General features: G+C 54.8%; 14 protein-coding genes. 7 read left to right on the plus strand and 7 right to left on the minus strand.

What is annotated here, in order from left to right; translation table 11 throughout:
- Positions 1-160: 160 nt before the first annotated feature.
- The 3 genes from dinF to LH22_RS00730 form a co-directional block, all read right to left on the minus strand.
- Positions 161-1,483, minus strand: coding sequence for an MATE family efflux transporter DinF (gene dinF / locus LH22_RS00720; RefSeq protein ID WP_038643639.1), 1,323 nt, complete (start codon positions 1,481-1,483; stop codon positions 161-163).
- Positions 1,484-1,609: 126 nt separating this feature from the next.
- Positions 1,610-2,224, minus strand: a complete 615-nt coding sequence (gene lexA, locus LH22_RS00725; RefSeq protein ID WP_034826962.1) for a transcriptional repressor LexA — start codon at positions 2,222-2,224, stop codon at positions 1,610-1,612.
- 105 nt (positions 2,225-2,329) lie between these two features.
- Positions 2,330-2,698, minus strand: a complete 369-nt coding sequence (locus LH22_RS00730; protein ID WP_038643641.1) for a diacylglycerol kinase — start codon at positions 2,696-2,698, stop codon at positions 2,330-2,332.
- Positions 2,699-2,825: 127 nt separating this feature from the next.
- On the opposite strand from LH22_RS00730, the gene plsB reads away from it, so the two are divergent.
- Entirely contained in the window at positions 2,826-5,249 is a 2,424-nt protein-coding gene (plsB, locus tag LH22_RS00735) for a glycerol-3-phosphate 1-O-acyltransferase PlsB (RefSeq protein ID WP_038643642.1), read from the plus strand.
- A gap of 63 nt (positions 5,250-5,312) precedes the next feature.
- Here the strand turns inward: plsB and ubiA are convergent, their stop codons facing one another.
- The 4 genes from ubiA to LH22_RS00755 form a co-directional block, all read right to left on the minus strand.
- Complete coding sequence (gene ubiA / locus LH22_RS00740) at positions 5,313-6,179, minus strand: 4-hydroxybenzoate octaprenyltransferase (RefSeq protein WP_197079598.1); 867 nt, start codon at positions 6,177-6,179, stop codon at positions 5,313-5,315.
- 24 nt (positions 6,180-6,203) lie between these two features.
- Positions 6,204-6,722 carry a chorismate lyase gene (gene ubiC / locus LH22_RS00745; RefSeq protein WP_038643645.1) on the minus strand — a complete coding sequence of 173 codons (519 nt, stop codon included), beginning with the start codon at positions 6,720-6,722 and terminating at the stop codon, positions 6,204-6,206.
- Positions 6,723-6,812: 90 nt separating this feature from the next.
- Positions 6,813-7,223 (minus strand): phosphate-starvation-inducible protein PsiE, encoded by a 411-nt coding sequence (psiE, locus tag LH22_RS00750; protein ID WP_038643647.1) that lies wholly within the window; start codon positions 7,221-7,223, stop codon positions 6,813-6,815.
- A 70-nt stretch (positions 7,224-7,293) separates the two neighbouring features.
- Positions 7,294-7,992: a UTRA domain-containing protein gene (locus LH22_RS00755; protein ID WP_038643648.1), complete on the minus strand. Its 699-nt coding sequence runs from the start codon at positions 7,990-7,992 to the stop codon at positions 7,294-7,296.
- Between the two features lie 223 nt (positions 7,993-8,215).
- On the opposite strand from LH22_RS00755, the gene LH22_RS00760 reads away from it, so the two are divergent.
- From LH22_RS00760 to LH22_RS00785, 6 genes are all read left to right on the plus strand, one after another.
- Complete coding sequence (locus LH22_RS00760) at positions 8,216-9,277, plus strand: ABC transporter substrate-binding protein (protein ID WP_038643650.1); 1,062 nt, start codon at positions 8,216-8,218, stop codon at positions 9,275-9,277.
- A gap of 124 nt (positions 9,278-9,401) precedes the next feature.
- Positions 9,402-10,211 carry an alkaline phosphatase family protein gene (locus tag LH22_RS00765; RefSeq protein ID WP_038643652.1) on the plus strand — a complete coding sequence of 270 codons (810 nt, stop codon included), beginning with the start codon at positions 9,402-9,404 and terminating at the stop codon, positions 10,209-10,211.
- Positions 10,211-11,059 (plus strand): ABC transporter permease, encoded by an 849-nt coding sequence (locus tag LH22_RS00770; RefSeq protein WP_038643654.1) that lies wholly within the window; start codon positions 10,211-10,213, stop codon positions 11,057-11,059. The genes LH22_RS00765 and LH22_RS00770 overlap by 1 nt, the downstream gene beginning before the upstream one ends.
- Before the next feature lie 3 nt (positions 11,060-11,062).
- A complete protein-coding gene (locus LH22_RS00775) occupies positions 11,063-11,848 on the plus strand; it encodes an ABC transporter permease (protein ID WP_038643656.1) in 786 nt (261 codons plus the stop codon).
- A 2-nt stretch (positions 11,849-11,850) separates the two neighbouring features.
- A complete protein-coding gene (locus tag LH22_RS00780; protein ID WP_038643658.1) occupies positions 11,851-12,843 on the plus strand; it encodes an ABC transporter ATP-binding protein in 993 nt (330 codons plus the stop codon).
- 180 nt (positions 12,844-13,023) lie between these two features.
- Positions 13,024-14,649 (plus strand): Na/Pi cotransporter family protein, encoded by a 1,626-nt coding sequence (locus tag LH22_RS00785; protein WP_038643660.1) that lies wholly within the window; start codon positions 13,024-13,026, stop codon positions 14,647-14,649.
- Positions 14,650-14,763: the final 114 nt, after the last annotated feature.

The following is a 14,763-nucleotide window of genomic DNA, read 5'->3' on the forward strand; positions in this document are numbered from 1 at the left end:
AATCCTCCACATCATCCTGAGTGAGATGCGATGTTCTCCTAATAAATCAGGAAATCACCCACACAACGCGCTACTCAATTGCGCCGTTTGAGATAATTATAGTAGCCAGATAGGATTACGCAAAAAATACAGAATAATCTGTAGGTTACGCTTCGCTTATTCAAACAGTGAACCAGCTGTCGTGTCGCCAGTGACGTCGCCACATCCACCAGAGCGTCAAGCCGCGCAAGGCAAGAAACACCGTCACCGCCAGCCATAAGCCGTGATTACCGAGCCACGGGAGTGTCAGTAAGGCAAGCCCATAACCCACTGCCGCCATCACCATGCTGTTGCGCATTTCACGCCCACGCGTGGCGCCGATAAACATACCGTCCAGCAGATAACACCAGACACCGATCAGCGGCAGAATCACCTGCCAGCCAAGATAACGATCGGCCATCTCTCGCAGTGGCTCAAGCGAGGTGAGCAACGCCACAATTTGAGGGCCGGTTACCGCATAGATGGCGGCGAACGCCAGGGCAACGATACCGGCCTGACGGCAGGCAGCATGCCAAATCAGTAATAAGCGACTGCGATCTCGTGCTCCCACCGCTTCACCGGAGCAGGCCTCCACGGCATAGGCAAAACCATCCAGCGCATAGGCCGTAAACGTCAGGAACATCAGCAGTACGGCATTCACCGCAACAACATCTGGCCCTAAACGCGCGCCCAGCAAGGTGAGTGACGCGAAACAGATTTGCACCATAAGCGAACGCAGCATGATGTCGCGGTTGAGCCGGAACAGGCGTGCCGCATCACCACGCCAACTCTGTTTTAGCAGATTGAAAGAAATGCCACGCAACTTAAGCACACGTACCACCATCCATAACCCCACTCCCAGCGTGACGTACTCTGCCACCGCCGTTGCCGCCGCCGCACCCGCAACGCCCCAGTGAAGCTTCAGCACAAACAGGAGATCGAGCAGGATATTCACCAGGTTACCGACAATGAGCAGCACCATCGGCGCTCGCGCATATTGCACGCCGAGCAACCAGCCTAAAATCACCAGATTGGCTAAGGTCGCCGGTGCGCTAAGCCAGCGAATGTTGATAAAAATTTGTGCCTGGTGCTGCACTTCCGGGCTGCCGCCCATTAATGAGGCTGCGACCAAACTGAAGGGCGCGCGCAGTAATAAAAACAGCACGCCCGCCACCAGAGCGATCAACAGAGGTTGCGTCAACGCCCGCGCCAGGGCGGTTTTATCGTTCGCGCCAAACGCCTGCGCAGTCAAACCCGTGGTGCTCATGCGCAGGAACAGCAGCAACATAAAGATGAAACTGGTCGCCGTTGCACCTACCGCCACGCCACCGAGGTAAATGGGACTATCGAGATGGCCAATCACTGCCGTATCGACGACACCGAGCAGCGGAACGGTAATATTGGAGAGAATCATCGGCAGCGCCAGCCGCCACAATGCTTTATCTGAAGAGGAAAACAGCCGCATTCGCCCGTTCCATTGTTGCGCTGGCCAATCGGACCATTAACCGGCAATCAGCCTGAGGAGGAAAATCAGTGTATCAGACTGCGGTCAGTACAGTGACCAACCGCAGCGGGGGAATTCAACGAGAGATTAAAGCCATTCGCCGTTACGTACGATACCCACAGCCAGACCTTCAACGGTCAGAGCCTGCTCACGGGTATCGACTACAATTGGCTGGAATTCGGTGTTTTCTGGCAGCAAATGCACAATGGCACCCTGCTTTTTCCAGCGCTTGACGGTCACTTCATCATCAATACGCGCCACCACAACCTGACCATTACGGACTTCCTGAGTTTTATGCACTGCAAGCAAGTCGCCATCCATAATCCCGATGTCTTTCATCGACATACCACTCACGCGCAGCAGGAAATCAGCGGTAGGTTTAAACAGATTGGCATCAACCTGATAGTGCGCTTCGATGTGCTCTTGCGCCAGCAGCGGCTCACCGGCGGCCACGCGACCGATCAGCGGTAACCCTTCGGAGACTTCTTCTTCCATTAGCAGGCGGATGCCGCGAGATGCGCCGGATACAATCTCGATGACGCCTTTACGCGCCAGTGCTTTCAGGTGTTCTTCCGCAGCATTGGGCGAGCGAAAACCCAGTTGCGCAGCAATTTCCGCACGCGTTGGCGGCATGCCGGTCTGGTTAATGTGGTCGCGAATCAGATCATAGACCTGTTGCTGCCTGGTGGTTAACGCTTTCATCCCGCCCCCTGGTTGTTTATACAGTCGCTGTGAGTATATACAGGTATTGGCGAAATGAAAACCAAAACAGAGGGAAAAATCAGCGGTTTGAAGATTCTGGAATACCTATCGCAAATGCGACCAGAGCAGCGCGATCCAGACAAACAGAGCCAGTAAGATAGCCAGCAATACCGCCGCTGAGCCCATATCTTTTGCTCGTCCGGCTAAAGGATGGCGCTCTTGCCCAATGCGGTCCACCACCGCTTCGATGGCGCTATTCAGGATTTCAACGATGATCACCAGCACCACGGAGCCAATCATCAGCACACGGGAAATCGCATCAACATCCAGCCAGCAGGCCACCACAATCGCCACCAGTGCGGCAATGGCTTCCTGACGAAATGCGGCTTCATGTTGCCAGGCGGCGCGCAAGCCCTGCCAGGAATAACCGGCTGCATTCACTATTCTTTGAATACCGGTGACGTTATTTGCCATGCTTTGGAACCCTTGATGTGATTTGGCGTCAATATGTGGGCTGTTTGAGGTCGTGTAAGCCACAGATCTTCGTTGCACTTTCTGGTATGCTTGCCGCGCTTTGCTAACAAGAGGCTTTAAGTTGTCTATGTCAGGTTGGCGTAAACTTTATTACAAACTATTGAATTTACCACTCTCTTTTTTGGTAAAGAGTAAGGTCATTCCGACCGATCCTGTCTCAGAACACGGGATCGATCCGACGCGTCCAGTGATGTATGTTTTGCCTTATGATTCAAAGGCTGACCTGCTCACTCTCCGGGCGCAGTGCCTGAAACATGATCTGCCCGATCCGCTGGCTCCGCTGGAGATCGACGGCACGCTATTGCCGCGTCACGTGTTTATTCACGATGGCCCACGCGTATTCCCCTATTTCGTTGCCAATCCTGAGTCGGTGAAGCTATTCCACGACTACCTCGATTTGCACCGCAGTAATCCGAATCTCGACGTCCAGATGTTACCGGTTGCGGTCATGTTTGGTCGTGCGCCAGGACGTGAAATCCAGGGTGAAGATACGCCGCATCTGCGCATCCTTAATGGTGTAGAGAAATTCTTCGCCATTTTGTGGCACGGACGTGACAGCTTTGTGCGCTTCTCGCCAACCGTTTCCCTGCGCCAGATGGCGACAGAGCACGGCACCGATAAGTCGATTGCCCAGAAGCTGGCACGCGTGGCACGCATTCACTTCGCGCGTCAGCGTCTGGCTGCAGTCGGGCCACGTCTGCCCGCACGTCAGGATCTGTTCAATAAGCTGCTGCAATCCAAAGCGATTGAAAAAGCGGTTGAAGATGAAGCGCGCAGCAAAAAAATCTCGCACGAGAAAGCCCAGCAGAATGCCGTTGAGATGATGGAAGAGGTCGCAGCGAACTTCTCGTATGAGGCCATTCGCGTCACAGACCGCGTGATGGGCTGGCTGTGGAGCCGTCTTTATCAGGGCATCAACGTCAACGGTGGCGAGCGTGTGCGTCAGCTGGCGCAAGATGGCCACGAAATTGTGTATGTGCCCTGCCATCGCAGTCACATGGACTATTTACTGCTCTCTTACGTGCTCTACCATCAGGGCCTGGTGCCGCCACACATCGCGGCCGGCATCAACCTGAACTTCTGGCCAGCGGGTCCGATTTTCCGTCGCCTGGGCGCTTTCTTTATCCGTCGTACCTTCAAGGGCAACAAACTCTATTCCACGGTGTTCCGTGAATACCTGGGCGAGTTGTTCAGCCGCGGATATTCAGTCGAGTATTTCGTTGAAGGCGGGCGCTCACGCACGGGCCGACTGCTGGATCCTAAAACCGGCACGCTGTCGATGACGTTGCAAGCCATGTTGCGCGGCGGTAGCCGTCCGATTACGTTTGTTCCGATCTACATCGGCTATGAACACGTCATGGAAGTGGGTACTTACGCCAAAGAGTTACGTGGCGCGGCCAAAGAGAAAGAGAGTTTCCTGCAGATGGTGCGCGGGTTACGTAAACTGCGCAATCTTGGCCAGGGCTACGTTAACTTCGGCGAACCCCTGCCGTTGATGAACTATCTGAACAAAAACGTGCCGGAATGGCGTGATGCGATCGATCCGATTGAACCGCAGCGTCCGGCATGGATGACGCCGACCGTGAATGATATTGCGGCACGTCTGATGGTGCGCATTAACGAAGCCGGTGCAGCCAACGCCATGAACCTGTGCGTCACCGCGTTGCTGGCTTCTCGTCAGCGTTCTCTGACGCGTGAGCAGTTGATTGAGCAACTGGAATGCTATACCCAGCTGCTGCGTAACGTGCCTTATTCGCCGGAAGCGACTGTGCCGGAGATGAGTGCTGAAGCGCTGCTTGATCACGCCATGGGCATGAACAAGTTCGAGACGGAACAAGACAACATTGGCGATATCATCATTCTGCCGCGCGAGCAGGCCGTCCTGATGACCTACTACCGCAACAACATCCACCACATGCTGGTCATGCCATCGCTGATTGCCGCTATTGTGCAGCAGCATCGTGAGATCAGTGAGGCGGAGCTGCTGCGTCAGGTGAGTCTGGTTTACCCGATGCTGAAGAGTGAGCTGTTCCTGCGCTGGGATAACGCCGAGCTGCCAGGCGTGCTGAATGCCCTCTGTGCTGAGATGGCACGACAAGGCCTGATTACCGAGCATGATGGGCAGTTACGCATGAATCCAGTGCGTCACCGCTCGCTGCAATTGCTGGCTGCCGGTATCCGTGAAACGTTGCAGCGTTTTGCCATCACCTTCGCCATTCTGAGTGCCAAGCCGACGATTAACCGCGGCACGCTGGAGAAAGAGAGCCGCACGCTGGCGCAGCGTTTGTCTGTGTTGCATGGCATTAATGCGCCAGAGTTCTTCGACAAAGCGGTATTTACCGCGCTGGTGCTGTCACTGCGTGATGAAGGCTACATCAGTGATTCAGGCGATGCCGATGCGGAACGCACCCACATTATGTGGCAGATGCTGGCAGAGCTGGTGACCGGTGATGTCCGTTTGACTATTGAAAGCGCTGTAGCCCACGAATAACGTCGGGCATCAAAAACAGAAAGGCGACCCTCAACGGGTCGCCTTTTTTATGGCATTAACCACTTAAAACAGGTCAATAAATGGCTGAGTATTGAGAAGTACGCCGATAAACAGCACCAGCCCAACATAGTTATTATTCAGAAAGGCCTGGAAGCAAGGATCGCGTTCACGTTGAGCAATCAGCTTTTGTTGATACACAAAGAAGCCGCCCGCCACCAGCAGTGACCAGTAAAACGCACCGTTCAGATGCAACATCAATCCCACCAGCGCCATTAGCCCCAGCGTGGCCAACTGCAATAAGCCGATGATCAACTTATCGAAACGACCGAACAGAATCGCCGTGGATTTCACGCCAATCTTCAGGTCGTCATCACGATCAACCATCGCGTATTGCGTGTCGTAAGCCACCGTCCAGCAGATATTCGCGAAGAACACCAGCCAGCAAACAAGAGGTAAGGACTCACTAACTGCCGCCCAACCCATTGGAATCGCCCAGCCGAATGCCGCTCCCAATACCACCTGGGGTAAATGGGTGTAGCGCTTCATAAACGGATAGACCCATGCCAGTGCCAGGCCACCAAATGACAGCAAAATCGTCATACGGTTCATGGTCAGCACGAGCGCAAATGCCAGCAACCCCAGCACGACAAACAGGATTTTGGCCTCTTTCTCCGTCACCACGCCGCTCGCCAGCGGACGCGATGCGGTCCGTTTGACATGACCATCCACCTTACGGTCCGCATAATCATTGATCACGCAGCCCGCGGCACGCATCACAATGACGCCGAGCACAAATACCACCAGCACAGACAAAGGCGGCACCGCCATGCCTGATAACCACAGTGCCCACATTGTGGGCCACAGCAGCAACAGCGTGCCAATCGGTTTATCGATGCGCATCAGGCGCCGATAAGCCTGCCATTTGGTCATGGTTAAGGTTTTTTCCACAATCCTTTATCCTTGATTCAGCGCGCGGTACAACGGCGACGCTGGTAAAAACAGTTCAGTTAGCAGCAGCGGTTTGCCTGATAAACGCAGGCGCGAGCGGCGTCCCCACAGATCATCCACCTGGCCGGGATCGATAAAATCGCGGCTCAGCGTCGAGGAGGCGAAAAGATAGCGCCCCAACGGACGGGTGCCAAGATTTTGCAGCATCTGCTCCGGGCCGTTCAACGTGCTTTCTGGCACCACGGTTCGCCCAATCAGCCAGGGTTCGCCATCGCCACACAGCACAATTTCACGTAACCAAAAGCGCTCATCGGCGGGCAGGAATTCCGCTTCTGGCGCCATCTCGTCAGCGGTAATAAAGCTTTCGCGGATCAGTTCCACCGTCACCTGCTGGCAATGCTGCTCGAAACGACGCGTCATGGAGTCTTCCTCCAGCAACCAGTCAAGCAGAGGGGGGGAAAGCAAGGGGGAAGTGGCTGGCAGCCAATGCAGTGCGAGTAACTGGCGCAGCGCGTGATGCGACATCAGGACATCTCCGGAGAAAAAGTTGCCCTAGTTTAACGCAGAGAATCGGGCGTGGCACTGCTGGTTGTGCCACACCCGACAGAAGGGGGATTATTCGCGCTTTAAGCGATTGCTATTGGCTAACCACAGCGTGACCACCAGAATTAAAATCGCCGCTGAATAATAAAGCGTGTCGAACGGGTTTTTGTGGTCAACGATTATTAGACGAATGATTGCGGTGATGCCGATATAGATGAAATAACGCAGCGGAAAGTGATAGCCGGACTGGAAGTACTTCACGATCAGCGCGATAAATTCAAAATAAAGAAAATAGATCACAATGCCTTCGATCAGCAGGTAGGACGACGCCTGCTCACCGGTGCTGAACAGCACATTGGCTAAATGGATTGTCTCTTTGCCAAGGAAGACCACCAGGATGACAGCCAGCGTCACCAAACCCATATTCAGAACCCATTGTAAAACTGAAGCAATAAGCTGCCCCATCGCTGATTTTGTTGTCATTTTTATGCGCCTCAAAGTACGGAAACTTTCTGAGGCTATCATGCTGTAGTGTGATCAAAATCACAATATGCTACACATCAACATCCACACAGAGCGCGTCATAACGCCAGTACTCACAGTCACAGTCGATCACCCGTTTATGTTGATCGCGGTTGATACGTGTAATCAGTAATCCGGGAGTGCCGCTGGCGACATTAAGTGCCGGTGCAGCGCGCGCCGGTAACGGACCAGGAAGAATGGTAAAGCGTGCGCCGCCGTAACGAATGCCATAACGCTGATCGTAGAGGTCGGTGAGCGAGCGGGTCAGATCTTCTTCCAGCAGGCCAGGAAAAAAGGCCGGGTTGAGGTAATGTTCGACATACAACACCGCGCGGCCATCGATACGTCGCAGGCGGCGAATGCGAAATACACTATCGCCTTCTAATAGCTGTAAATGTCGCGCAATCACCAGCTGTGCCGGGACCTCCCGCGCCTCAATCACTTCAGTAAGGGCGATACGGCCTTGTTCGGCCGCCATGGCATGAAAGTGGCTGTGATGGGCCGGGTTATACACCAGCCTTGGCGGTGCGAGAAACCAGCCTCGACGCAATTCACGGTAAATAATGCCCTGCGCTTCCAGCAAGCCCAGCGCCTCACGCAGGGTAATGCGCGTGGTGGAATAGAATTCACTCAAACTGCGTTCTGCCGGTAAACGCCCGCTGGCAAATTCACCGTTTTCAATGCGTTCACTCAGCGCCGTAGCAATCACATCCACCGTTTTTGACGACATTCTTTAGCCTCATTTTGGGGCAATTCTGCACTATGACAGTTCGATGACTACAATATGACAGGCATATCCCACGCTTTCGCGCGCTGTATCCGCATGTGGAGCTGCGCGTCACACCACATTTCACCACCATGGTCATAAAACCTTCATCTGATCGGGCTACATTGGCTCGGTTCTTGCTGGACTAGACCAAGACGTCCCACAACTTACACCCGGAGCAATCGAGATGAAAGCGTTTATCTCCTCTGTAGTAGCCAGTGCCGTACTGCTTGCGCTGCCCGCCGCGCACGCCGCCGATAACGACCTTGCCGCGCTGGAAAAAGCCGCGCGTGCTGAGGGCCAGGTCAACAGCGTCGGTATGCCAGACAGCTGGGCGAACTGGAAAGACACATGGAATTACATCAACAGCAAATATGGCCTGAAGCACAGCGATACCGATATGTCATCGGCGCAGGAGCTGGCTAAATTTGATGCAGAGAAAGAGAACGCCAGCGCCGATATCGGTGATGTGGGCGCCGCTTTCGGTCCGGTCGCGGTGACCAAAGGTCTGGCACAACCCTACAAACCGACGCATTGGGATCAGATTCCGAGCTGGGCAAAAGATAGCGAAGGCAACTGGATGCTGGCTTACACCGGCACCATCGCCTTCCTGATCGACAAACAGCAGGTGAAAGATGCGCCACACAGCTGGGCCGATCTGAAGAAAGGTAAGTATGTGGTCACTATCGGTGATGTCGGCGTGGCTGCTCAGGCTGCGAACGGCGTTCTGGCCGCGAACTACGCACTGGGTGGTGATGAGAAGAACCTGAAGCCAGCGTTGAACTTCTTTGGCGAACTGGCCAAAGAGGGCCGTCTGGGCGTGACCGATCCGGTGATTGCCAACATCGAGAAAGGCGAAATTCAGGTTGCCGTGGTATGGGACTTCAACGGTCTGAATTACCGCGATCAGATCGACAAAAACCGCTATGAAGTGGTGATCCCGTCTGATGGCTCCGTGATTTCAGGCTATACCACCATTATCAACAAATACGCTAAGCACCCGAACGCCGCCAAACTGACGCGCGAATACATCCTGTCTGATGAAGGTCAGACCAACCTGGCGAAAGGTTATGCGCGTCCAATTCGTGCTGAACATTTGACCCTGCCAGCTGACGTACAGGCCAAACTGCTGCCGCAGTCTGAGTACAAAAATGCCCGCCCAATCAAAGACCAGGCCGCATGGGATAAGACGTCAAAAATGCTGCCGCGCCTGTGGCAAGAGAACGTGATTATCAATATGAAGCAGTAATTTGCACACACCCTGGCGGCGCGATGTCGCGCATCGATCTGCAGCGACAACGCTGCGCATCGATACGCAATACGTTGCGCCGCTATGCACAGTGCCCGCAATTTGAATGATGTAAGGAACGGGAATGAAGACAATCCTGGTGGTACTGGATGGCCTGAGCAATCAGGTGGCACAGCATGCGATGGGCTATCTGTTTGCCGAATGCAAGCAGGGTAATGGCCAATACTACACGCTCACCTGCGAGCTGCCTTCGCTATCGCGTCCGCTATACGAGTGCATTCTGACCGGTATTCCGCCGGTAGAGAGCGGCATTATACATAACGGCGTCAATCGCCTGAGCAATCAGCGTAGCATCTTCCATTACGCCCGCGCCGCCGGTTTAACCACGGCCGCTGCCGCCTATCACTGGGTCAGTGAGCTGTATAACCAATCCCCGTTCAACAATGCGCGTGATCGCCACACCGTCGCCCCCGATTTGCCGATCCAATACGGCCACTTTTACTGGGACGACAGTTATCCGGATTCCCACTTGTTTGAAGATGCTGAGAGCCTGCGTCTGAACCACGATCCGGACTTTTTACTGATCCACCCGATGAATATTGACGATGCCGGGCATAAACACAGCCTGTCATCGCCGCAATACCGCAACCGCGCACGAATGGCCGATGGCTATTTGTCACAGTGGATGCCCGGCTGGCTCGCCGCGGGCTATCAGGTGATCGTCACCGCCGACCACGGCATGAACGATGACCGTTCGCACGGCGGTATTTTACCGGAAGAGACGCAAGTGCCGCTGTTTGTGTTTGGTGCAGGCTTCTCACGTCAGCCCGATCTCGAACCGCAGCAGATCGAACTGTGCGGTATTGTCTGCACGCTGCTCGGCATTGAACACGACAAACCCGTGTGTCACGGTTTGCTGGCGGGGCCGCGTTAATGAAGGGCAAAACCCTCGCCACACTGTTACTGCTGCCGTTCGCCTTTTTCTGGGTCGCCTTCCAGCTCGCGCCGCTGTTGTGGATTGCCATTAACAGCTTCTGGAGCGACATGAACGAGCGCTGGGGTATCGATAACTATACCGATATCCTCACTTCGCCGTTTTATCTGCAGGCATTTCGCCTGTCGCTGGATATCTCCATCTGGTCGAGCATTTACGGCCTGCTGATTTCGCTGTTTGCCGGCTATTCCCTGCATCAGTTGGGCAGCGGTCGTTTTCAGCGCTTCCTGATGTCCTTCACCAACATGACCAGTAACTTCGCCGGCGTGCCGCTGGCGTTTGCCTTCGTGATTCTGCTGGGCATGAATGGCTGTCTGACGCTGCTGCTGCGCCACTTCGGCATGCTGGAAGGATTCAAACTGTTCTCGCGTGACGGCATGGTGCTGGTTTACACCTGGTTCCAGATCCCACTTGGCATTCTGCTGCTCTATCCGGCGTTTGATGGCTTACGCAAAGATTGGGAAGAGTCAGCCGCGCTGCTCGGTGCCAGTCGCTGGCGTTACTGGTGGCATATTGGTTTGCCCATTTTGTTCCCGGCGCTGTTAGGGACTTTCGTCATCCTGCTGGCCAATGCCCTGGGCGCTTACGCCACCATTTATGCACTGACCACCGGTAACTTTAACGTGGTGCCAGTGCGAATTGCTGCGCTGGTGTCGGGCGATATCTCGCTCGATCCGAATACCGGCGGTGCGCTGGCAATGTTGCTGGTGTTCATTATGGCGCTGATTACCGTGGTGCAGCAGTATCTGGTGCGCCGCAGTTATCTCAACGCGAAATCACAGGAGTAGAACGTGTCTCGCGCGGAAAAAATTTATCATCGCCTGATTATCTGGCTGCTGCTGATCATCCTCGCCGCCCCGCTGCTGGCGACGCTGCTGTACGGCATATCCACCGACTGGAGTGACACTATTCTGCCGCAGGGCTTCACACTTAAGTGGCTTATCGCACTGTGGAGCGATCCGCGTTTCCTGACGGCGCTCGGTCATTCGCTGCTGATTTGCTTTGGTGCGCTGTTGTTCTCGCTGGTGCTGGTGCTGCCTGCGATGTTTGTAATCGCTTACTATTATCCGAAGCTGGATGCGGTGATGAACGTGCTGATTCTGATGCCGTTTGCCGTACCGCCGGTGGTGTCATCCGTTGGCCTGCTGCAGCTTTACTCGTCATCACCGCTGATGATCACCGGCACGCCGTGGATTCTGGTCGGCTGTTATTTCACCATCGCGCTGCCGTTTATCTACCGCGCCATTGCCAACAATATGCAGGCGATCAACCTGAAAGAGCTGATTGATGCGTCTCATCTGCTGGGTGCCAGCACCTGGCAGGCAGCACTGTTTGTGGTGTTGCCCAACCTGCGCAAAGGCGTGTTTATCGCGGTGTTGCTCTCTTTCTCTTTCCTGATAGGTGAGTTTGTGTTCGCTAACCTGTTAGTCGGCACTCGCTATGAAACCTTACAGGTGTATCTCTACAATATGCGTAACGGCAGCGGCCACTTTACCAGTGCGCTGGTGATCTCCTATTTTGCTGTCGTCCTGCTGGTCACCTGGCTGGCGAATGCCCTCAATCCTGAACGAGGCTGACCATGAGTTATCTGAATGTCACCCAGCTGAACAAAAGCTACGGCCCCACCAGCATCTTTGAAAATATCGATTTCAGCGCCGATGAAGGCGAGTTTGTCACCCTGCTCGGCCCGAGCGGTTGCGGCAAATCGACGCTGCTGCGCTGCATCGCCGGTTTGACCGATGTCGATAGCGGCAAAATTCTGCTGCAGGGTCAGGATATCGTGCCGCTGCCACCGCAGAAACGTACTATCGGCATGGTGTTTCAGAGCTACGCACTGTTCCCCAACATGACGGTGGAGAAGAACGTGGCGTTTGGCCTGAAAATGCAGAAACTGCCAGGCGGCGATATTCAGAAACGCGTTATGGAAGCGCTGGCACTGGTCGAACTGACCGATTTTGCCCGCCGTTATCCGCACCAGCTTTCTGGCGGACAATGCCAGCGTGTTGCCTTAGCGCGCTCCCTGGTCACGCGTCCTCGTTTGCTGTTGCTGGATGAGCCGCTCTCCGCACTGGATGCGCGTATCCGCCGCCATCTGCGCGAACAGATCCGCAACATTCAGCAGGAGTTAAAGCTCACTACGATTTTCGTTACCCACGATCAGGAAGAGGCGCTGACGCTGTCGGATCGCATCGTGCTGATGAACCGTGGCAAGATCGTGCAAAACGGCAACGCTGAAGCCCTCTACACGCAACCAGCCGACCTATTTGCCGCCGGGTTTATCGGCAACTACAACCTGCTGAGTGCGGAACAGGCAACGCAGCTCACCGGCCAGACATTCACGGGTCAGGTAGCGATTCGACCTGAGTCAATCCGCTTGAGTGCACCGCAGGATGGCATTCCGGGCACTATTCTCAGTCACAGCCTGCTGGGTAATGTCATTCGCTATCGCGTAGTGGCGAATAGCGTGGAGTTATCCGTCGATGTGCTGAACCGTAGCGTGGCGGATTTGCACCCTGCTGGCATGCAAATTGGTCTACAGTTAGAGATGTCGACGTTGCGCCAGGTTGCTTAAATTTAACGAAAAATGGGCAAGGCAACGCGGCAGTATTCAGCGTTAATGCAGCCTGTTAATCGTTGTCGAGGCGGCCTGTAGGCTGCCCGTGGTCGCGCTACGGTGCGCCCGCCACTTCGGTGCTCACCCACAGGCTTGCAGTTGGTGCAATGAAAGTCTGAGGATAAGGAACCGCCCGACGTGTTGACCCTGCTCAATCTATTATCTGCCGTGGCCCTGCTGGTGTGGGGCACGCACATTGTGCGCACCGGCATCATGCGCGTGTACGGCGCCGATTTGCGGCGGGTGCTCAGCCGCAGCGTGGAAAAGAAGCCGATGGCGTTTCTCGCCGGGATTGGCGTCACCGCGCTGGTGCAGAGCAGTAATGCCACCACCCTGCTCGTCACCTCATTCGTCGCACAGAATCTGGTGAGTCTGACGCCTGCGCTGGTGGTGGTGCTCGGTGCCGATGTCGGTACCGCCATCATGGCGCGTATCCTGACCTTCGATCTCTCCTGGCTATCGCCGCTCTTCATCTTCTTTGGTGTGGTGTTCTTCCTCAGCCGTAAGCAGACGCGGGCCGGACAAATGGGGCGCGCCGCGATTGGTCTTGGATTGATTCTGCTGGCCTTGCAACTGATTGTCGCCGCCGCCAAACCCATCACTCAAGCGGCAGGTGTGCAGGTTTTATTCTCCACGCTGACTGGCGATGTCATGTTAGATGCACTGCTGGGTGCCGTATTCGCGATCATCAGCTACTCCAGTCTTGCTGCTGTACTGATCACCGCCACGCTCACGGCCACCGGGGTCATCTCGTTCAAAGTCGCGCTGTGCCTGGTGATTGGCGCCAATCTCGGCAGTGGTTTACTGGCGATGATCAATGCCAGCGGTTCCAATGCTGCAGGTAAACGCGTGGCACTCGGCAGCTTGCTGTTCAAATTGATCGGTAGCCTGGTTATTTTGCCTTTCGTCGATTTCATCGCTGATGTGCTCGATAAGTTGCCGGTGAATGACGAGGAGTTGGTGATCTTCTTCCACGTGTTTTATAACCTGCTTCGTTGTCTGGTGATGGTGCCATTTACCGGTCCCATGGCGAGCTTGTGCCGACGCATGATTGCCGATGACCCAGAAAACCAGGTTCACTTAAAGCCCAGACATCTTGATAGCAGCGCACTGGATACGCCGGCATTGGCACTGGCGAACGCATCGCGGGAAACGCTCCGTATAGGCGATGTGGTTGAACAGATGATGGAGTCTTTCAACAAAGTGGTTCACGGTGAGCTACGAGAAGAGCGTGTGGTGCGGCGGTTGGATGATGATGTTGACGTGCTGTATACCGCTATCAAACTCTATCTTGCACGCATGCCGAAAGAAGATTTGCCAGAAGAGGATTCACGTCGCTGGGCAGAGATTATTGAGATGGCGCTCAACCTGGAGCAAGCGGGCGATATCATCGAGCGCATGTGCGCAGATGTGGCCGATAAGTCATTGCAGGCCCGGCGCGCATTCTCCGCCGAAGGATTAGGAGAGTTAAATACTTTGCAGGAGCAGGTGCTGAATAATTTACGCCTGAGTCTGTCGGTATTTTTGTCTAAAGACCTCACCAGCGCCAAACGCCTGCGCCGTTCCAAACACCGCTTCCGCATCCTGATTCGCCGCTTCTCTCATGCACACGTTGAGCGCTTACATCAACAGAACGTGCAGAGCATCGAAACCAGTTCCCTGCATTTAGGGTTGCTGGGGGATATGAAGCGTCTGAACTCGCTGTTCTGTGCAGTGGCGTATACGGTGCTGGATCAGCCGGATGATGAGCGGGATGAGGATTAACCAACAGCCTGCCATAACTACGATGATCAACGGCTGCGGGATTCAGCCACATCGTCATACAGGCGCTACCAACCGGCGGTGCTATTCGTTCAGGTCGCCATCAATGGCGACCTG

Origin of the sequence: Pantoea rwandensis, from assembly GCF_000759475.1 — a bacterium.
Taxonomy (GTDB): domain Bacteria; phylum Pseudomonadota; class Gammaproteobacteria; order Enterobacterales; family Enterobacteriaceae; genus Pantoea; species Pantoea rwandensis_B.